This is a genomic window from Mycobacterium montefiorense, assembly GCF_003112775.1.
In the GTDB taxonomy this organism is placed as follows: domain Bacteria; phylum Actinomycetota; class Actinomycetes; order Mycobacteriales; family Mycobacteriaceae; genus Mycobacterium; species Mycobacterium montefiorense.
Map to the genome: position 1 here is coordinate 229,646 of NZ_BFCH01000018.1, position 19,399 is coordinate 249,044.

Annotated in this window: 14 protein-coding genes; 11 read left to right on the forward strand and 3 right to left on the reverse strand. The window is 64.9% G+C overall.

What is annotated here, in order from left to right:
* Positions 1-3: 3 nt before the first annotated feature.
* Genes DB708_RS13800 through DB708_RS13810 form a run of 3 tightly spaced genes read right to left on the reverse strand, consistent with a single transcriptional unit; the run spans position 4 to position 3,638 of the window.
* Complete coding sequence (locus DB708_RS13800; RefSeq protein ID WP_108922654.1) at positions 4-1,266, reverse strand: alpha/beta hydrolase; 1,263 nt, start codon at positions 1,264-1,266, stop codon at positions 4-6.
* Positions 1,266-2,894 carry an acyl-CoA ligase FadD12 gene (fadD12, locus tag DB708_RS13805; RefSeq protein ID WP_108922656.1) on the reverse strand — a complete coding sequence of 543 codons (1,629 nt, stop codon included), beginning with the start codon at positions 2,892-2,894 and terminating at the stop codon, positions 1,266-1,268. The genes DB708_RS13800 and fadD12 overlap by 1 nt, the downstream gene beginning before the upstream one ends.
* A gap of 3 nt (positions 2,895-2,897) precedes the next feature.
* A complete protein-coding gene (locus tag DB708_RS13810) occupies positions 2,898-3,638 on the reverse strand; it encodes a 1-acyl-sn-glycerol-3-phosphate acyltransferase (protein WP_235616820.1) in 741 nt (246 codons plus the stop codon).
* Positions 3,639-4,081: 443 nt separating this feature from the next.
* Here DB708_RS13810 and DB708_RS13815 point away from each other — a divergent pair, with 443 nt between their 5' ends.
* From DB708_RS13815 to ppc, 11 genes are all read left to right on the forward strand, one after another.
* Positions 4,082-6,106 (forward strand): ATP-binding protein, encoded by a 2,025-nt coding sequence (locus tag DB708_RS13815; protein WP_108922658.1) that lies wholly within the window; start codon positions 4,082-4,084, stop codon positions 6,104-6,106.
* Between the two features lie 299 nt (positions 6,107-6,405).
* Positions 6,406-7,137: an alpha/beta hydrolase gene (locus DB708_RS13820; RefSeq protein WP_133251010.1), complete on the forward strand. Its 732-nt coding sequence runs from the start codon at positions 6,406-6,408 to the stop codon at positions 7,135-7,137.
* Positions 7,138-7,267: 130 nt separating this feature from the next.
* On the forward strand, positions 7,268-8,800 hold the full coding sequence (locus DB708_RS13825) for a flavin-containing monooxygenase (RefSeq protein WP_108922662.1): 1,533 nt from the start codon (positions 7,268-7,270) through the stop codon (positions 8,798-8,800).
* 93 nt (positions 8,801-8,893) lie between these two features.
* Entirely contained in the window at positions 8,894-10,006 is a 1,113-nt protein-coding gene (locus tag DB708_RS13830) for a hypothetical protein (protein ID WP_133251011.1), read from the forward strand.
* 743 nt (positions 10,007-10,749) lie between these two features.
* The gene (locus DB708_RS13835; RefSeq protein WP_108922666.1) at positions 10,750-11,226 is read left to right on the forward strand and encodes a hypothetical protein; all 477 of its coding nucleotides are present in this window, start codon (positions 10,750-10,752) and stop codon (positions 11,224-11,226) included.
* A 217-nt stretch (positions 11,227-11,443) separates the two neighbouring features.
* On the forward strand, positions 11,444-12,463 hold the full coding sequence (gene gap / locus DB708_RS13840; RefSeq protein ID WP_108922668.1) for a type I glyceraldehyde-3-phosphate dehydrogenase: 1,020 nt from the start codon (positions 11,444-11,446) through the stop codon (positions 12,461-12,463).
* Positions 12,464-12,466: 3 nt separating this feature from the next.
* Positions 12,467-13,702, forward strand: coding sequence for a phosphoglycerate kinase (locus tag DB708_RS13845; protein WP_108922670.1), 1,236 nt, complete (start codon positions 12,467-12,469; stop codon positions 13,700-13,702).
* A 2-nt stretch (positions 13,703-13,704) separates the two neighbouring features.
* Positions 13,705-14,490 (forward strand): triose-phosphate isomerase, encoded by a 786-nt coding sequence (tpiA, locus tag DB708_RS13850; RefSeq protein WP_108922672.1) that lies wholly within the window; start codon positions 13,705-13,707, stop codon positions 14,488-14,490.
* A 95-nt stretch (positions 14,491-14,585) separates the two neighbouring features.
* The gene (locus DB708_RS13855; protein WP_108922674.1) at positions 14,586-16,283 is read left to right on the forward strand and encodes an FUSC family protein; all 1,698 of its coding nucleotides are present in this window, start codon (positions 14,586-14,588) and stop codon (positions 16,281-16,283) included.
* Between the two features lie 10 nt (positions 16,284-16,293).
* On the forward strand, positions 16,294-16,527 hold the full coding sequence (gene secG, locus DB708_RS13860; protein WP_108922676.1) for a preprotein translocase subunit SecG: 234 nt from the start codon (positions 16,294-16,296) through the stop codon (positions 16,525-16,527).
* A gap of 51 nt (positions 16,528-16,578) precedes the next feature.
* Positions 16,579-19,386 carry a phosphoenolpyruvate carboxylase gene (gene ppc, locus DB708_RS13865; protein ID WP_108922678.1) on the forward strand — a complete coding sequence of 936 codons (2,808 nt, stop codon included), beginning with the start codon at positions 16,579-16,581 and terminating at the stop codon, positions 19,384-19,386.
* The last annotated feature ends 13 nt before the right edge of the window (positions 19,387-19,399 follow it).

Genomic DNA, 19,399 nt, shown 5'->3' on the forward strand with positions numbered 1-19,399 from the left:
TCGTCAGTCGCGGGGTAGGTAAGTCGTCGCGTACACCCAGGACAAGAACCGCGCCACGGCATCGGCCGATTGATGAGCTCGCGGGGAGCCGAAGATGTCGAAAGCGTGCTGGGCGTTGGGCAACTCGGCGTAGGCGACGGGCGACTTCGACACCGCCCGTAGCTCCTCGACGAATTTCCGCGCCTCGACGACCGGGATCAGCGAATCGTCGGTGCCGTGCAGCACGAAAAACGGTGGCGCATCGGCTCGTAGGTGCTGGATCGGTGAGGCGTCCAGGTAGATGTCCCGGTTGACGCTGAGTTTCTGCTTGACCACCAGCTTTTCCAGCACCTCGACGAATTGAGCGCGCCCGGGGTCCGTGGTGGAGTACCAGTCGTAGCGGCCGTAGAACGGGACGGCTGCCGCCACCGACGTGTCGGCTTCTTCGAAGCCGGGCTGGAACTGGGGCTCGTTCGGAGTCAGGGCCGCCAACGCGGACAGGTGCCCACCGGCCGAACCGCCGCTGATGGCAACGAAATCCGGATCACCGCCGTAGGCCGCGATGTTCTCCTTCACCCACGCCAGCGCGCGCTTGACGTCCACGATGTGGTCGGGCCAGGTGTGCACGGGGGAGACTCGGTAGTTCATCGATACGCAGATCCAGCCACGCGAAACCAGGTGGCTCATCAACGGATACGCCTGCGGACGGCGCCAGCCGATCATCCACGCGCCGCCGGGCACCTGCAGTAGCACCGGGGCCTTGCCGTCGCGCGGCAAGTCGCGTCGGCGCCAGACGTCGGCCAGGTTGGATCGCCCGTGCGGGCCGTAGCGCACGATGTTCTCTTTTTCGACGAAGCGCCGGCGGGCGGCGGTGGTGCGCAGCGGCGGGTTGCGCCGGCCCCTGCGGGTCGGCTCGGCGGGCAGTGCTTTGAGTTCCTCGGCGTAGTCGGGGCCGAGCTGTTCGGTCAGGCCGGATTCCAGTACCGGGCCCGCGGTGGTCGCACCCCGGTAGCCGATTACCCCGAGGACCGCCCAGGATGCAGCCGTCAGTGCCAGCGCCGCTTTGCCTTTCGGCCCCGCGAAGTCGCCGCGGCGGGCGCGCCGCGCGGTGTCAACGATGGAGGCGCCCGCGTACAAGCCGGGCACCTCGGAGGCCGGCCAGCCGAACCAGAACACCGCTATGGATGCGTAGGGATTGCGGCTGACCGGGCGTAATCCGTTGACGGCGTTGAGGAGTTCGACTGCCGCACGCAACAGCGGCCTTCTTGTGAAGAATGGCCGGCGCATCAGCCACCCACCCGCGATTGCAGTTCGGCGCGCACGATCTTGCCGGTGCTGCTGCGGGGCAGCTCGTCGAGCACCGAAATCTCGCGCGGCACCTTGTAATTGGCGAGGTTCTCGCGGACATGCTGTTTGAGTGTGTCGGGCGTGGCGGTCGAGCCGGGCCCGAGCACCACGAACGCCGCCAGCCGCTGGCCGTACTGCTCGTCGTCCACCCCGATCACCGCGGCCTCGGCCACCTCGGGGTGTGCGGCAAGAGTCTTCTCCACCTCGATCGGGTAGACGTTCTCGCCGCCGGAGACGATCATCTCGTCGTCGCGGCCCACCACGAAAAGCCGTCCGTTTTCATCGAGATAGCCGACGTCGCCCGACGACATGAACCCGGCGTGGAAATCCTTGGTCTTGCCGGAGGTATAGCCGTCGAATTGGGTGTCGTTGCGGACATAGATGGTGCCGACATCGCCGGTGGGCATTTCGTTGAATTCCGGGTCCAGGATTCGGATTTCGGTTCCTCCCGCCGGCTTGCCCGCGGTGTCGGGTGCGGCGCGCAGGTCGGCCGGCGTGGCCGTCGCGATCATGCCCGCCTCCGTCGCGTTGTAATTGTTGTAGATCACGTCGCCGAACTGATCCATGAACGCGGTCACCACGTCGGGCCGCATTCGCGAACCTGATGCCGCCGCGAAGCGAAGGGAGCGGCCGCTGTAGCGGTTTCGGACGTCGTCGGGCAGGTCCATGATGCGGTCGAACATCACCGGCACCACGGCCAGGCCCGTCGCCTGGTAACGGTCGACGAGGTCCAGTGTGGCCTCGGGATCGAACTTGCGCCGGGTGACGGTCGTGCACGCCATCGACGCGGCGAAGATCAGCTGCGAGAAGCCCCATGCGTGGAACATCGGTGCGACGATCACGACCGTCTCCTCCGCGCGCCACGGTGTGCGATCCAGGATCGCCTTGAGCGTCCCGATCCCGGCGCCCCCACCGGATTGCTTGGCGCCCTTGGGACTTCCGGTGGTTCCGGAGGTCAACAGGATCATCTTGCCTTTGCCGCCGGTCCGCTGCGGCTGCTTCCCGAGGTGGTCGGCGATCAGCTTCTCGACGGTCAGGTCGTGCTGGCCCTCGGTCCACGCCACGATGCGGGAGGCGTCGGGTCTGTCGGCCAGCGCGCGGTCCACCGTCGCGGTGAACTCCTCGTCGTAGATGGCGGCGTCGACTCCTTCGCGGTTGACCACCTCGGCCATCGCCGGTCCGGCGAGCGAGGTGTTCAGTAGCACAACGTCGGAGCCGATCCGGCTGGCCGCCACCACCGCCTCGACGAAGCCGCGGTGATTGCGGCACATGATCCCGACCACCTTCGGCTGGCCCGACGCCAAGCCCTGCAGTGCGACCGCCAGCGCGTTGATCCGCTCGTCGAGCTGGCGCCAGGTCAGCATGCCGAGTTCGTCGATCAGGGCCGCACGGTCCGGGCAGCGCTGCGCCGCGCCGGCGAAACCGACCGTCATGCCCATGCCTTCGCGACGCATCGCCGCCGCCATCTTCAGGTACCGGTCGGGCCGCATCGGCGCGATCATCCCGGCGCGTTGCAGCGTTGCCACGACGCCCAAGACGCCGCGAGCCTGGTCGAGGGGAGACGGCATCGGTCAGCCCAGAATCGGGAAGCGGCGCTTGGCGGCGAGGTCTTTGAGGGCCGACTGCATCACCGAGCGGACGTGCGCGTCGACCTCGTCGATGTCGGGGTCCTCGCCGAACTGTGCGGCGATGTCGATCGGTTCCAGCACCTGAGTAACGATCTTGGTGGGCAGCGGCACATTCGGCGGGACGACCGCGCTGAACCCGAACGGGAAGCCGAACGAGACCGGCAGGATGGCGCTGCGCAGCAGGCGCTTGATACCCAGCCGTTCGGCCAGCCAGGTGCCACGGGTCAGGTACAGCTGGGTCTCCTGGCCGCCGATGGAGACCGCGGGAACGATCGGCACGCCGGCCTCGATCGCGGTGCTGACGTATCCCTTGCGGCCGTCGAAGTCGATGACGTTTTCCGACGCGGTCGGTCGGTAGGCGTCGTAGTCACCGCCGGGAAAGACCACCACCACGCCGCCCGACCGCAATGCGTTGGCGGCGTTCTCCCGGTTTGCCCGGATGTAGCCGGCCCGCCGGAAAAGCCCGCCCGTCACGCCCATGAACAAGATGTCGTGGCTCAGCGTGTACACCGGCCGGTCGTAGCCGAACCTGTCGTAGAAGTCGACGCTGAAGATCGGGACGTCCATCGGGAACATGCCGCCGGAGTGGTTGCCGACCACCAGCGCGCCCCCGGGCGGAAAGGAGTCCAGGCCGTGCACCTCAGAGCGGAAATAGCGCTTCAACACCGGCCGCAACACACCCATCAGGCGCTGGGTCAGCCCCGGGTCGAATTGGCCGATTTCGGGGTCGTCACTGCTGGATTCGTCCACTTCGCTCACCGATGCCCCCTTGTGGCTTCCTCGAGAGTTCCCGCGCTGAGTCCCTAGATGGTAGCGACGGGGGTAACCGGTCATCTCGGCTGGATACCCGGATGGGGTCTTAATTTGCTCGCCTCGATCCGAGCAAAGCAGGTCGACGGGCTTGGTGGCGTGAAAGGTAGCGGAACTCATCGTGGCTCTCATTTCGGTGATCACCCGACAGATGGGCACGATTCACGATCAACGTGTTGCCTATTGAAAACGTTGCATAGAAGTATTTTGGTAGTAGCTACCCGTTTCGGCCTAAGAGCTTGCCGACCACGGTAAATGCCCATTGTCGGTCCCCCCGGGCAAATCGAGTCTGGCAAATTAATTGCTACCGTTTGAACATGAGTTCGGCCGATGATCCGGGCACTCTTGGACAGCGACTTCGTGCGGCACGATTGCGGTCATTCGTCGGACGCAGGACTGAGCGCGCACTATTCCATTCCGCCCTACAGCGCGACCTAGACGGCTTCTCTGTGCTGTACGTCCATGCGCCCGGCGGCGCTGGAAAGACGGCCTTGCTGCGTGTCCTCGCCGACGACGCTCGCGCGGCGGGCAGGTTCGTGGTCGAGGTTGACCTCCACATCACGAGCGCCACCCCACTCGCATTCGAAGCCGCGTGCGCGGATGCGCTCACGACCGCTGGCGCCGTTCTGGTGATCGACACGTTCGAACAGAGCCAGGCGCTAGAGAACTGGCTGCGCACCCGTTTCCTGCCCAGGCTGCCCATTGACGCACTTGTCGTCATTGCTGGCCGGCTCCCGCCAGACCCGATTTGGCGCACTGATCCCGACTGGAACGACGCCCTGCGGACTATCACGTTGCCGGATCTGAATACCGAGGAGGCGCGCGCGCTTCTTTTGGCGCGTGGAGTGCCCGAGGAACGGCATGCGGCGCTGCTCGCTTTCGCTGGCGGTCAACCGCTGGCGCTGACTCTGGCGGCAGACCTGGCGACCGACTGTGCGTTCGAGCCCGAGGATTGGAGGCCCGACCAGGATGTAGTGAAAACGTTGCTGCACAGGCTCGTCGGCCACATCCCAACATCGGCGCACCGTCAGGCCCTCGAAGTCTGCGCACACGTAGAGGTCACCACCGAGGAACTGCTGCGCAGCGCACTCGGCGACGGCGCCGCAGATCTCTTCGAATGGCTGCGCGGCCTGCCCTTCATCGAGTCTGGTCGCTACGGTGTGTATCCCCACGACGTCGTGCGAGATCTCCTGAGCCAAGATCTACGCTGGCGCGACCCGGAAGGCTCCGGGTCGCTGCACCGCATGGTTCACGGTCATGTGCTCAACCGCGTCCGCGCCGCCTCGGGTCCGGAGGTAATCGAGGCAGCGCGCTCGTGGCTTTTTCTCTATCGCCACACCAGCTCGCTCGCCGGCTACCTCACCTGGGCCGGCCGCGGCGAGGTGTACGAGACCCCCTACCTGCCCGAAGATCGGGCGGCTGTGCTGCGGTTGACCGCCGAGTGCGAAGACGCCGAATCGGTCCGGATCGCCGAGTTCTGGCTCGACCGCCAGCCGGACGCCTTCCACCTGCAGCGCAAGGCTGAAACGGGTGAAATCGTTGCCTTCTCCGCGTGGTTACGGCTGCACCACCCTGAACCGGACGAGATAGCCGCCGACCCGGTCATCGCGGCCGCTTGGCGCCACTGCGACACCGATGGCCCGACCCGTCCCGGCGAGTACATCGCCGTCTCCCGCTTCACCGTCGACGCCGAGGCATACGCAAAGACCTCGCCGGCAATCGACCTCATGGTCACCCGGATAGTGGCCGAATGGCTTCGCGCACATCGGTTGGCCTGGTCGTTCCTGGTGCTTCTGAATATTGAACCCTGGGTTACCCAAGCCAAAGCGATTGAACATCAGCCAATCAACGAGCGAGTAACCGTCGGCGACAGGGAGCTGTTGCTCTATAGCCACGACTGGCGCACCATGCCGCTGGAGTCGTGGCTGAGGCGGCAGGAAACCGAGGTGCTATCGGGCCACCAGCCCGTGGTGGCAGCCCAGCCAGCGGGTCATAGCTTGCCCCGTCCGGCGTTCGATGCCGCGGTACGCGCGGCACTGCGAAATGTTGGCGACGACGTCGCCCTGGGCGCGAACCCCCTGTGCGGCACCGACTTAGCAGATACGGGGCGCGAACTACGCGGACTGCTGAACCAAGCCGTCCAAGTGCTCGCCGACGATGCGCGCGCCGTCAAGCAGTACCGCGCGGTGCACACCACGTTCTTTTGCCCGGTACCTACCCAGGAAGCCGCGGCCGAACAACTAAACCTGCCATTCAGTACCTACCGTCGACACCTTGCCAGCGGAACCAAACGGATCTGTGAATCACTGTGGAACTGGGAACTGAACAGGGCCAAACCCTAGAACAGATGGATCCGCATCGGCGGCAAATCGGGCACTTATTGAGCACTAAATGGCCTGGTAACTGAGCATCGAGCAGCGCCATGATGGCTGTCATGATCGAACGCTCACGTTACTTGGTCATCTGCCCACAAGGCTCCATGAGCACATGAATATATAAGTGGCATAAAAGGTTTCGAGCCACGACTTCGCGCGCGTTCCGATGGCAGCGGCCACATGGCCATCGCCGATCAGCCCACGGGATTTTCGGCGACGCGGGCAGAGGCCATCAGAAACAGTCCCGTCCGAGAAAGGCAGCGATTGTGAATGGCATCGCAATGACTGACGCCACAAACGGCGACAAACGCGTCCAGATCATCTTGATCCACGGGGGTTTTCACGGCGTGTGGGTCTGGGAGAAGGTCGTTGACCGGCTCGCGGAGCTGGGATGGCCAGCCCAGACAGTTGCATTGCCAAGCGTGGCGGCCAAAGATCAGCCGCGCTACGGCATGCATGACGACGCGGTCGCGGTTCGTCGTCGGCTCGAGATCATTGAGGATCCGGTTGTGGTCGTAGCGCATTCCTACGGGGGTGTGGTTGCCACGCAGGCAGCCGCGGGCCTTAAGAACGTCGCACACATCATCTATCTTGCAGCGTTTCAACTTGATGTCGGCGACTCGTTGCTCGGTGTAGTTGGCGAACCCGCCCCATGGTGGATTGTCGAGGATGACATGCTCAGCGCCGGGCGACCGTTCGAGACGTTTTTCTCCGATGTTTCAATTGACGATGCCACGCGAGCGATTGATCGCCTGCAACCTTCGAGTTATTCCACTGTCACAGAACAGCTTACGGAGGCAGCGTGGCGTGGAATCGAGTCCACCTACGTGATTTGCGACGAGGATCAGGCACTGCCTGCGGCCGCGCAGGTGCAGATGGCCAAACGCGCAACGCATGTCCGCCGCATGCCGAGCAGCCATTCTCCGATGCTGTCCAGACCGGCTGAGGTTGCTCTGATCATCGCCGATACGGCGACGCAAGTGTTGGAGCCATGGTGATGGTACCGAGTAAGCGGCCCGGCCGCCTCGCTATTCGCTCGCTGCGATCCGTCAAAGCGGACCACCGCGGCGGGAGTGTTGCCGTATGAGGTCGCGACACAGCGTCAACTCGAGATCTCACCCCGGCCGTATGAATTGGCAAGCAGCAGAACCGAATACCAACACCGCCAAGAAAGGTGTTGCCGCAATCAAGGGCTCGTCGACCACAGATACATCGCCTGCCGACTTCGACGTGATCATCATTGGAGCCGGCATCTCCGGTATCGGAGCAGCCTATCGCATTGCCCAGCGCAATCCGGGCCTACGCTACGTCATCCTGGAGCGGCGCGCCCAGATCGGTGGCACGTGGGACCTCTTCCGGTACCCGGGTGTTCGCTGCGATACCAGCACATACACCTTATGTTTTCCGTGGGAGCCGTGGACCAAGACAGAAGCCATCGCCGACGGCGATCAGATTCGCGAGTACATCACCGCTGCCGCGCACAAACACAAGATCGACAGACACATCCGTTTTAACACTCACATCCGTTCGGCCGACTGGGATTCCGCTACCCACACTTGGACCGTTCGCGCCGACAGCGCGGCGGAGACGCCCACGATCTACCGGGCTCGATTTCTCTTTTTCGGCACCGGTTACTACGACTACGACGAAGGCTATGCCCCCGGCTTCCCAGGCGACGAGCAATTCTCGGGCACCATTGTCCATCCGCAGCACTGGCCGGCGGACTTGGACTACACGGGCCAAACGATCGTCGTCATCGGCAGCGGTGCCACCGCCGTGACAATGGTGCCCTCGCTGGCAATGCGGGCAGCAAAGGTGACCATGCTGCAGCGTTCGCCCAGCTATCTGCTCTCGCTGCCAAAGGTTGACCCGGGCGCCGCGCTTGCGCGAAGGATGTTGCCCTCAAGACTCGCTCACACTCTGACGCGCTTGCGGATCGCGGTCGTCGAGGTCCTGTTATGGGAGCTTTCGCGCCGGCGTCCCGGTTTGGTCAAGAAAATCCTGCGCAAGGCGGCGATCGACCAGCTACCCGACGGCTATGACGTGGACACGCACTTCACGCCGCGATACAACCCATGGGACCAGCGGATATGCATAGTGCCGAACAACGAGTTCTACCAGGCGGTACGTGAAGGCGGTGTAGGGATAGCCACTGGTGACATCGACCATTTCGATGCCACCGGAATCGCGCTGAAATCCGGCGAACACCTCAACGCCGACATCGTCGTGACAGCCACCGGCATGAACATGTTGGCGCTCGGCGGAATCGCGGTCAGCATCGACGGCACTGAGATCAAGCCGCAAGAGCGGTATATGTACAAGGCGCAAATGCTCGAAGACGTCCCCAACCTTGCCTGGTGCATCGGCTACGCGGGTCTGAGCTGGACGTTGCGCGCTGACATGACAGCCCGTTCAATCGCAAAACTGCTGGCATACATGAACTCTCGGCAGTACACGTCGGCGTACCCGCATCGCGGCAGCGGGATAATGCCGGGGCGTCCTCTGCTAGATCTCACCTCCGGTTACGTGACGAGGAGTGCACACGCATTGCCGATGTCGGGGAATAAGCGTCCATGGAAAGTGGGCCAAAACTATCTCGTCGATGCAATCGCCCACCGCTTCAGCGGTATTGGCCGTGCCATGGTTTTCGGCACCGCATGAGTCCGCGTGGCCCAAAACGGATGTGGAGATCGAACGAGCGGCGCTGCTCGTATGCGATTGAGTCAGAAATCGAAACAAAGCAGGAGATTTGAAATGCCACCTAGCAGAGTCCATTTCAACGGTTCGGTGAATCTTCCCGATGCCGAGACGGTCATGCGTCAGATCAGTGAGCGAGTTCCACATGGGGTGCAACGGATGACGGACGGTGAGACGGGTGATCGAAGTATGTGGGTGGAATTTCTCGACCAGAAGTTTCGCACGATGCCAGAGTTCGAGCCGGGCGAGCATTGGTTCGGATCCGGGACAGATGGTAGGGAGATCGCGGGCAGTGGCAGTGGACCGCGACTCTTGGACCCACCTCGGTTGCGTCTCGTCGAAGGTGTCTTGCCGCAGAACATCGAATGGTCTGAGCCTGGATACGCCGACGCCTACCGCGAGTCGTTTGAGGTATTTCGGCGCCTTCAAGACGATGGCACGATTCCGTCGGACATGCTCTTTCAGCTGCAATATCCGACACCCCTGGCGCCGACGGCGCGCAGCATCATGCCCGAGTATCTGCCCATCGTGCTACCTGCCTACGAGCAAGCCCTGTTCGGTGACCTAGATCGTGTGCTGGCGGCGATCCCACACGAGTGCTGTGCCGTGCAGTGGGATCTCGCAGTCGAGATCGGTTTGCTGGCAGGAGCATTCGGTGCCCACGTCAGCGCACCGATAAGGGAGATCACCGCCGGAGTGGCACGTTGCGTGGGTCGGGTTCCTGACGACGTGCCAGTCGGCCTTCACCTGTGCTACGGCGATTTGCGCCATAAACATTTCATTGAACCCGAGACACTTGGGATCCAAGTCCAGCTACTGGCCGACGTCATCGACGCCGTCTCGCGACCGATCAACTTCGTGTCATTCACCGTTCCGCAGTCCCGGGCCGACGAAGAATATTTCAGGCCTTTACAGACTCTGCAGACAGGTCCTGAGACCGAGCTCTACTTCGCCCTGGTGCCCTACTATCCTGCCGACCTTCCCGAGGGCGTCACCGCGGAACAGGTGCGACTCATCGACCACGCCCTGAACGCTTCGGGCGTCGCGAACCGCTGCTGGGGTATCTGCACTGAATGTGGAATGGGTCGAGCCGACGCCCAGGACATCCCGACCTTGCTCGATGTGCACCGCAAGATTCTCGAGACGCACGGCCAGCAGCCAGGTCATTGAGTGACGCGGACGGATGCCGGGCATGCTTCGGCTTGAGTACCCGGCTGGTAGCCAGGCCTCAGAGCGGATGGCTAACAGGCAAACACTCTTGCCTGGCCCTCCAATCGTGCACTCTTACCTTCCCCTCCGGTTGTGCGGGCGATGGACAGCAGATGACGGGAAGGAAAACGACCGTCTGGTGGTCGCGCGCTGAACGCGAGATCCGGTTGTGGTTCTCGCTCACTGGATCGGGCAAACGGAACATCGGCTTTTTGCGAGCGCGCGTGGCCGTCGAATCCGCAGGCATCGGGCGCGTCTGGCGTGGTCGCGGTCCGAGAGGAGCAAAGCCGGTCCGCCGCGGTGACCGTCTAGAGCGGGGATACTCCAATCGGTCCGATGGCAGGCGATTCGGATGAGCTTCCGCAATGGGTGGCCGCAATCGCAGGCGCATTGTGATGACTGACGCAATGAGCTTGCCCCCCAACATGTTCAGGGCAATGTGATGCAGGGAATAGAGCCCTGTGGCAAAGTCTTGGCGATTCCGTTACGGCGCTGCGGGTACGGACGTGATCGCCCAATACCCTTAATAGCCAGCGCCTCTCAACAACCGAAGTAGTCACCGGCTCAGAGTGACTGACCTGCCAGCATTTACGCTGTGCTAGCCAAAGCGACCTAGGCTTCGCGCCGAAGCGTATGGCGCAGGCCATATTCCGGGAGTTATTGTTACCGAGCTGACTAATGAAATGCCAGTTGAGAGAGAAACAATGGATTTCGCTGGTTTACCCGAGGAGCCGGATCCACGCCCGGTCCTACCGCACCATTCGAGTGGTGGGCGTGACCGACGCGGGCGGACACCACACGTCGCCGCGGTCCGTCCGGTCCCGGGCCATGTTCATCAAGCAGGGGCGCTGAGCGCGCATCGACCCGCCGCTGCTGCTGATCGCGTCGCATATGCGGCCGACACCGCGGACCAGCGCCAGGCGGACTACTTTCTGCGTCTGCTCAACCAGAACCGCCGTTTGATCGACCAGCGGATCGACGGCTACCACAAGGCGATCGCTGTCGCCGAGGCCCGAGACGACGCCGAAAGCGCGTCCGTTTTCCGGCGCACCGCGCGCATCGAAGAGCAGGAGCGCAAAGCCCTCGACCGCCTTATCGAGAACCTGCAGCGCCGATTTGTGGTGCAGCCCACAGCGCAGGATCCGCCACTCCCGCGGGGGTCGCGGCTGGTGGTCCGGTAGGGCCGCAGCAACCTACGTCTCATCCACGGCCTGAACTGGTCGGTGTCTTCTAGCTCGGCGTTTGTCCCGACGGCCCACGGCTTGAATTCGAAAGCACGCGGGCATAGCCTCCTGCACGGTCCGGGACTCTTACCGGCTCCGCAACCGTTGCTGCTACTGATCTAGGCTGACGGCCAGGGGTTCACCGCCAGACTCAGGAAAGACGAGGGAGACACAAGTGACAGTCCGAGTAGGTATCAACGGCTTCGGTCGAATCGGACGCAATTTTTACCGTGCGTTGCTTGCCCAGCAGGAGCAGGGCGGAGCTGACATCGAGGTGGTGGCGGTCAACGACATCACCGACAACAGCACCCTGGCGCACCTGCTGAAATTCGACTCCATCCTGGGCCGGCTGCCGCACGACGTCAGCCTGGAAGGCGACGACACCATCGTGGTGGGCCCGGCGAAGATCAAGGCGCTGGCGGTCCGCGAGGGCCCGGCCGCACTGCCATGGGGTGACCTGGGCGTCGACGTGGTCGTCGAGTCCACCGGCATCTTCACCAAGCGCGACAAGGCGCAGGGCCACCTCGACGCAGGCGCCAAGAAGGTGATCATCTCCGCGCCTGCCAGCGACGAGGACATCACCATCGTGCTGGGCGTCAACGACGACAAGTACGACGGCAGCCAGAACATCATCTCCAACGCGTCGTGCACCACGAACTGCCTCGGGCCGCTGGCCAAGGTCCTCAACGACGAGTTCGGCATCGTCAAGGGGTTGATGACCACCATCCACGCCTACACCCAGGACCAGAACCTGCAAGACGGACCGCACAGCGATCTGCGCCGCGCCCGGGCGGCGGGCCTGAACATCGTCCCGACCTCCACCGGCGCGGCCAAGGCCATCGGCCTGGTGCTGCCCGAGTTGAAGGGCAAGCTCGACGGGTACGCGCTGCGGGTGCCGATTCCCACCGGTTCGGTCACCGACCTGACCGCCGAACTGCGCAAGCCGGCCGGCGCCGACGAGATCAACGCCGCGATGAAGGCGGCGGCCGAGGGTCCGATGAAGGGCATCCTCAAGTACTACGACGCGCCGATCGTCTCCAGTGACATCGTTACCGACCCGCACAGCTCGATCTTCGACTCCGGGTTGACGAAAGTGATCGACAACCAGGCCAAGGTGGTCTCGTGGTACGACAACGAGTGGGGTTACTCCAACCGTCTCGTTGACCTGGTCGCGCTGGTCGGTAAGTCGCTGTAAACCGTGGGCGTTCCAAACCTCGAAGACCTTTTGTCCGAAGGCGTTTCGGGTCGTGCGGTGTTGGTGCGCTCCGATCTCAACGTGCCGCTCGACGACGCCGGTGCGATCACCGACCCGGGCCGGATCATCGCGTCGGTCCCAACGCTGAAGGCGCTGTTGGATGCCGGCGCCAAGGTGGTGGTGGCCGCGCACCTGGGTCGCCCGAAGGACGGTGCCGACCCGAAGCTGTCGCTGACGCCGGTCGCGGCCGCGCTCAGTGAGCAGCTCGGGCGGCATGTTCAGCTGGCCGGCGACGTGGTGGGTACCGATGCGCTGGCGCGTGCCGAGGGTCTGACCGACGGCGACATCCTGTTACTGGAGAACATCCGCTTCGACCCGCGCGAGACCAGCAAGGACGACGGTGAGCGGCTCGCGCTGGCCAAGCAGCTGGCCGAATTAGTTTGGCCGGGAGGAGCTTTCGTCTCTGACGGCTTTGGCGTCGTACATCGCAAGCAGGCCTCGGTGTACGACATCGCCACGCTGCTGCCGCACTACGCCGGCACGCTGGTGGCCGAGGAGATCCGGGTGCTGGAGCAGTTGACCAGCTCGACCACTCGCCCCTACGCGGTGGTGCTGGGCGGGTCGAAGGTGTCCGACAAGCTCGGCGTCATCGAGTCGCTGGCGACCAAGGCTGACAGTATCGTGATAGGTGGCGGGATGTGCTTCACCTTCCTTGCCGCACAAGGATTTCCGGTGGGCAAGTCGCTGCTCGAAGAGGAAATGGTGGACACCTGCCGTCGGCTGCTGGACACCTACGTCGACGTGTTGCGGCTGCCGATGGACATCGTGGTGGCCGACAAGTTCGCTGCCGATGCGACACCGCAGACCGTTGCGGCAGATGCCATCGGAGGTGACGCGATCGGCCTGGACATCGGGCCCGAGTCGGTGAAGCGTTTCGCGGCGCTGCTGTCCAACGCCCAGACGGTGTTCTGGAACGGCCCGATGGGCGTGTTCGAATTCCCGGCGTTCGCCGCCGGCACCAAGGGTGTCGCCGAGGCGATCGTCGCGGCGACACGCAAGGGCGCGTTCAGCGTGGTCGGCGGCGGTGATTCCGCGGCCGCGGTGCGTGCGCTCGGGATTCCCGAGGGCGAGTTCTCACACATATCCACCGGCGGTGGCGCATCGCTGGAATACCTGGAGGGCAAGACGCTTCCCGGCATCGAGGTGTTGGGTCGCCCGCAGCCGAGCGAAGGAGAGTAGTCGTGAGCCGTAAGCCATTGATCGCCGGCAACTGGAAGATGAACCTCAACCACTTCGAGGCCATCGCGCTGGTGCAAAAAGTCGCATTCGCATTGCCGGACAAGTACTTCGACAAGGTCGACGTCACGGTGCTGCCGCCGTTCACCAACCTGCGCAGCGTGCAGACCCTGGTCGACGGCGACAAGCTGCGGCTGACCTACGGCGCCCAGGACCTGTCCCCGCACGACTCCGGTGCCTACACCGGCGACATCAGCGGCGCCTTCCTGGCGAAGCTGGGCTGTAGCTACGTGGTCGTCGGCCACTCCGAGCGGCGCACCTACCACAACGAGGACGACGCGCTGGTGGCCACCAAGGCCGGCGCCGCGCTCAAGAACGGCCTGACGCCGATCGTGTGCGTCGGCGAGCATCTCGATATACGGGAGGCCGGCGAGCATGTCAGCCACTGCGAGAAGCAGGTGCGCGAGTCTCTGGCCGGACTGTCGGCCGAGCAGATCGGCCAGGTCGTCATCGCGTATGAGCCGGTCTGGGCGATCGGAACCGGCCGGGTGGCCAGCGCCGGGGACGCCCAGGAGGTCTGCGGGGCGATCCGCGAGCAGCTGGCCGCGCTGGCATCACCCAAGGTCGCCGAGACGGTGCGAGTGCTCTACGGCGGCTCGGTGAGCGCCAAGAACGTCGGCGAGATCGTCGCGCAGGAAGACGTCGACGGCGGCCTGGTCGGGGGAGCGTCGCTCGACGGCGAGCAATTCGCGACCTTGGCTGCCATCGCCGCCGGCGGGCCGCTGCCCTAGCTTCGCGCGGCCGCGATGGGTTCGCTGGCGGCGGCCTTGGGCCGCAGCATCGCCGGATCGCCGGATCGCTACGCCCGTACAAGGCGCCGTGGGCCGTGGAGCCCGCCCTCTGGGCAACGGGTACCGCGGCGCTGATCGCGGGTACGGGCGTGCTGTTCGGCCAGCTGCAGCTGGTCGGGCTGGCCTATCTGGGCGCCGCCTGCGCCGTGATCTTCCTGGTCCGGGGCTTCTATCGGGCCCGCTGGTGGGCTTGGGTGTCCCAGGCGATCGGCGGAGCGGTCGGCATCAGCGTGGGCGCGCAGCTGTGGCCGGGGTTCAGCGCCGGGCAGGTTCTCACCGCCGCGGTGGCCGGCGCGATCTCGGGCATGGTGGGCGGCGCCGGGCCCAGCGCACCGGCATTCGGGCTGATGCTGTCGATCGGGGTGGCGTTCGGCCAGTTCGGCGGATCGTCGCTGCCGTGGTGGCAACAGGCGCTGTGGTACTTGGTCGGAACGTCGGTCGCCGCGGTTTCGGTGTTGGCGCCGTGGGCTTTTCATCGCGACAAACCCGAACGCCGGGCGCAGGCGGCGGTGTACTTCGCGGCCGCGGACCTGTGCGTGGCGATCGGCACCGAGCGGGCCGGTGCGGCACGTGACCGGCTGGCCGCCGCGTCGGCCGTCGCGCGCGCTGCGCGGGACCGCCGCGGGGCCGATCTGGTGGCCTTCGCCGCGGCGACGCTCTACGCCCAGGGCAGGCCGGTGCCAGACGTCGCGGTCTCGGCAATTCATCAAGCAGGACAACAGATTTGGAAAGGCAAGCCGGTATCGGTGGCGTTTACGGAAGCCGACGTCGGGACAGACCCGGGCTTGGTCGAGCTGGCCGATGCGCTGAGCCGGCAGCCGAAGCGACCGGGCACGGTGCGGCCCGAGACGCTGCGGCTCTCGGTAATGCTTCGCGCCGCCACCTCGCGCGCCGGTCTGGCCAACGGTTTGCGGCTGGCCCTGTGCATGGGGATGGCCACCGCGCTCACGGTCGCGATACGCCAGCCGGCGCATTCGTTCTGGCTGCCACTGACCACGGCCGTCATCGTGCGGCTCGAATATGCCTCGGTCTTCGTGCGCACCGTGAACCGGATCTTCGGCACCCTGATTGGCGCGCTGGTGGCCACGGCGGTGCTGGCGGTGCTGGCACCGGGTGTGCCGCTGGTGGTCGTCACCGCGCTGGCGTTGGGGTTCGTCGTGCTGTCGGTGCCGAAGCTGTACGGCTTTGCCGTGATCGGGATCACCACGTCGGCGCTGCTGTCCCAATCGATCGGCCAGGTGGATCCGGTCGCGCCCGCGGTGCGGCTGCTGGACACCCTCGTCGGGGCCGCGGTAGCGGTGGTGTTCGGCTACCTGTTGTGGCCCGAGGCTCGCCGGTTCCCGGCGTACGCCCAGCTGGTCGGCGGGCTGAAGGCCGCGCACTGCTACTTGAACGAGGCGGTCAAACCCGCGGCGCAGCGCCCGTACTGGCAGCCCGTCCGGGCCGACGCCTACCGGTTGGCGCATCAGGTGCGTGCCACCGCCGAAGCCGCGGCGCTGGAACCGCCGCCGGTGAGTTCGTTGGCCCTGCAGGTCATACCCGCCGCGATCGAGCTGGAAGACACCGTGGACGCGATCACCGCGGTGGGCTCGGCGGTGGATGCCGGTGGCGAGGCGTCGGCACTGGTCGTCGACGTGCGGCGCCGGCTCGACAAGCTCGATCGGACCGCGGCGGAGTGGGCATCGGGACCCTTGGGGAGCAGCGGTTACGGCCGGTTGGGCGGTAGCCGGTAAGCTGTCCGTCATGGTTTTGGCCCTACAGATCACCCTGGTGGTCACCAGTGTTCTGGTGGTCCTGTTGGTGCTGCTGCACCGCGCCAAAGGTGGCGGCCTGTCGACGCTATTCGGCGGTGGCGTGCAGTCCAGCTTGTCCGGCTCGACCGTGGTGGAGAAGAACCTGGACCGGCTGACGGTGTTCGTCGTCGGCATCTGGCTGGTGTGCATCATCGGCATGGCGCTACAGATCAAATACCGCTGACCCAGTTCTGTCGGCAGGCGGGTTACGTCGTTCGCACCGATACTGAGACACATGGTTGAGGCTTCTGACGCCGCGCTGGCGCCGATCGGTGCCGTGCAACGGACCCGGATCGGACGCGAGGCGACCGAGCCGATGCGCGCCGACATCAGGTTGCTCGGCAGCATCCTCGGCGACACGGTGCGCGAGCAGAACGGCGACGAGGTATTCGACTTGGTCGAACGTGCCCGCGTCGAGTCGTTCCGGGTGCGTCGTTCCGAAATCGATCGGGACGAGATCTCGCACATGTTCGACGGCATCGACATCCGCCAGGCGCTCCCGGTCATTCGGGCGTTCAGCCATTTCGCGCTGCTGGCCAACGTCGCCGAAGACATCCACCGCGAGCGACGGCGTCATATTCACGTCGACGCCGGCGAACCACCGCAAGACAGCAGTCTGGCCGCCACCTACGCGAAACTGGATTCCGCAGAGCTGGATTCGGCAACCGTCGCCGATGCGCTCAAGGGAGCGCTGGTTTCTCCGGTCATCACCGCCCACCCCACCGAGACTCGCCGGCGCACCGTCTTCGTCGCCCAGCACCGGATCACCGAGCTGATGCGACTGCATGCCGAGGGCTTTCGCGAGACCGGCGACGGCCGCAGCATCGAACGCGAGTTGCGCCGCCAGGTGCTCACGCTCTGGCAGACCGCGCTGATCCGGCTGTCCCGGCTGCAGATCACCGACGAAATCGACGTCGGCCTGCGCTATTACCAGGCTGCGTTGTTCGAAGTGATTCCACAGGTCAACGCCGGGGTTCGTGACGCGTTGCGCGCCCGGTGGCCCGACGCCGAGCTGCTCGGTGAGCCGATCCTGCAGCCGGGGTCGTGGATCGGCGGGGACCGCGACGGCAACCCGAACGTCACCGCCGCCATCGTGCGGCGGGCCACCGGCAGCGCCGCTTTCGCCGCGGTGGCGCACTACCTGTCCGAGCTCACCGATCTCGAGCAAGAACTATCGATGTCGGCGCGATTAGTCACTGTCACAACCGAATTGACGGAGCTGGAGCGCGCCTGCCCCGAGCAGGCCAGGTCCGACGAGCCCTACCGGCGGGCGGTGCGGGTGATTCGCGGTCGGCTCAGTGCGACCGCCGCGCAGATCTTGGACTCCGAACCGCTGCACCTGCTCGACCTTGGTCTCACGGCGTATGCCTCGCCGGACGAACTGCGGGCCGACCTCGACATCATCGACTCCTCGTTGCGCGCGCACGGCAGCGCGGTGCTGGCCGAGGATCGGCTGGGCCTGCTGCGAGAGGGCGTGCACGTCTTCGGGTTTCACCTGAGTGGCTTGGATATGCGGCAAAACTCCGACGTACACGAGGAAGTGGTCGCCGAGTTGCTGGCGTGGGCCGGCGTGCACCCCGACTACGGCTCGCTGCCCGAAGACGAGCGGGTGGAACTGTTGGCGGGCGAGTTGAGTACGAGGCGACCACTGCTCAGCGACCGCGCCCGGTTGTCGGAGCTGGCCCATAAGGAATTGAGTGTGGTCGAGGCGGCCGCGCACGCCGTCAAGCGTTATGGTCCCGCGGCGGTGCCCAACTACATCATTTCGATGTGCCAGTCCGTGTCGGACGTGTTAGAGGCCGCGATCCTGCTCAAAGAGGCCGGGCTGCTGGATGTCTCCGGATCCGAACCCTATTGCCCCGTCGGTATTTCCCCGCTGTTCGAGACGATCGACGACCTGCACAACGGTTCGGAGATATTGCACGCGATGCTGGAACTCCCGATCTATCGGGCACTGGTGGCGGCTCGGGGCGACCGCCAGGAAGTGATGCTCGGCTACTCCGACTCCAACAAGGACGGTGGATACCTCACCGCGAATTGGGCGGTCTATCGAGCCGAGCTGGCGCTGGTCGAAGTGGCTCGGAAAACCGGAATTCGGTTGCGGCTCTTCCATGGTCGTGGCGGCACCGTCGGGCGCGGCGGAGGACCCAGCTACCAAGCCATCCTCGCGCAACCGCCCGGCGCGGTACAGGGTTCGCTGCGCCTCACCGAGCAGGGTGAGGTGATCGCGGCCAAGTACGCCGAACCGCAGACGGCGCAACGGAATCTGGAGAGTCTGGTGGCGGCGACTTTGGAGTCGACGCTGCTCGACGTGGAGGGTCTCGGCGACGAGCCGGAACCGGCCTATGCGGTGCTCGACGAGATCGCCGCGCTGGCCCGTCAGGCGTACACCGAATTGGTGCACGAGACACCGGGTTTCGTCGAGTATTTCAAGGCATCCACACCGGTCAGCGAGATCGGGTCGCTGAATATCGGCAGCCGTCCGACATCACGAAAGCCCACCGAGTCGATCGCCGACCTGCGCGCCATCCCCTGGGTGTTGGCATGGAGCCAGTCGCGGGTGATGCTGCCCGGTTGGTACGGCACCGGGTCGGCATTCGAGCAGTGGATCGCGGCGGGCCCCGAAAGCGATAGCGAGCGAGTCGAAGTCCTGCACGATCTCTATCAGCAGTGGCCGTTCTTCCGCGGTGTGTTGTCGAACATGGCGCAGGTGCTGGCCAAAAGCGACCTGGGGCTGGCGGCGCGATACGCGGAATTGGTGGCCGATGAATCGTTGCGGCGCAGGGTGTTCGACAAGATCGTCGACGAGCATCAACGGACGATCGCGATGCACAAGCTGATCACCGGTCAAGACGACCTGCTGGCCGACAATGCGGCGCTGGCCCGTTCGGTGTTCAACCGCTTCCCGTACCTGGAGCCGCTGAATCACCTGCAGGTCGAGCTGCTTCGGCGATACCGCTCGGGGGACGACGACGATATGGTGCGGCGCGGCATTCTGTTGACGATGAACGGGTTGGCTAGCGCGCTCAGGAACAGCGGCTGACCTTAGCGCCGCT

What these genes read in the sequence shown, in the direction of transcription:
- DB708_RS13800 (WP_108922654.1), bottom strand. Translation starts at nt 1,266, where the DNA reads ATGCGCCGGCCATTCTTCACAAGAAGGCCGCTGTTGCGTGCGGCAGTC.
- DB708_RS13815 (WP_108922658.1), top strand. Translation starts at nt 4,082, where the DNA reads ATGAGTTCGGCCGATGATCCGGGCACTCTTGGACAGCGACTTCGTGCG.
- ppc (WP_108922678.1), top strand. Translation starts at nt 16,579, where the DNA reads ATGGTTGAGGCTTCTGACGCCGCGCTGGCGCCGATCGGTGCCGTGCAA.
- fadD12 (WP_108922656.1), bottom strand. Translation starts at nt 2,894, where the DNA reads ATGCCGTCTCCCCTCGACCAGGCTCGCGGCGTCTTGGGCGTCGTGGCA.
- DB708_RS13835 (WP_108922666.1), top strand. Translation starts at nt 10,750, where the DNA reads ATGGATTTCGCTGGTTTACCCGAGGAGCCGGATCCACGCCCGGTCCTA.
- secG (WP_108922676.1), top strand. Translation starts at nt 16,294, where the DNA reads ATGGTTTTGGCCCTACAGATCACCCTGGTGGTCACCAGTGTTCTGGTG.
- DB708_RS13830 (WP_133251011.1), top strand. Translation starts at nt 8,894, where the DNA reads ATGCCACCTAGCAGAGTCCATTTCAACGGTTCGGTGAATCTTCCCGAT.
- DB708_RS13825 (WP_108922662.1), top strand. Translation starts at nt 7,268, where the DNA reads ATGAATTGGCAAGCAGCAGAACCGAATACCAACACCGCCAAGAAAGGT.
- DB708_RS13810 (WP_235616820.1), bottom strand. Translation starts at nt 3,638, where the DNA reads ATGGGTGTGTTGCGGCCGGTGTTGAAGCGCTATTTCCGCTCTGAGGTG.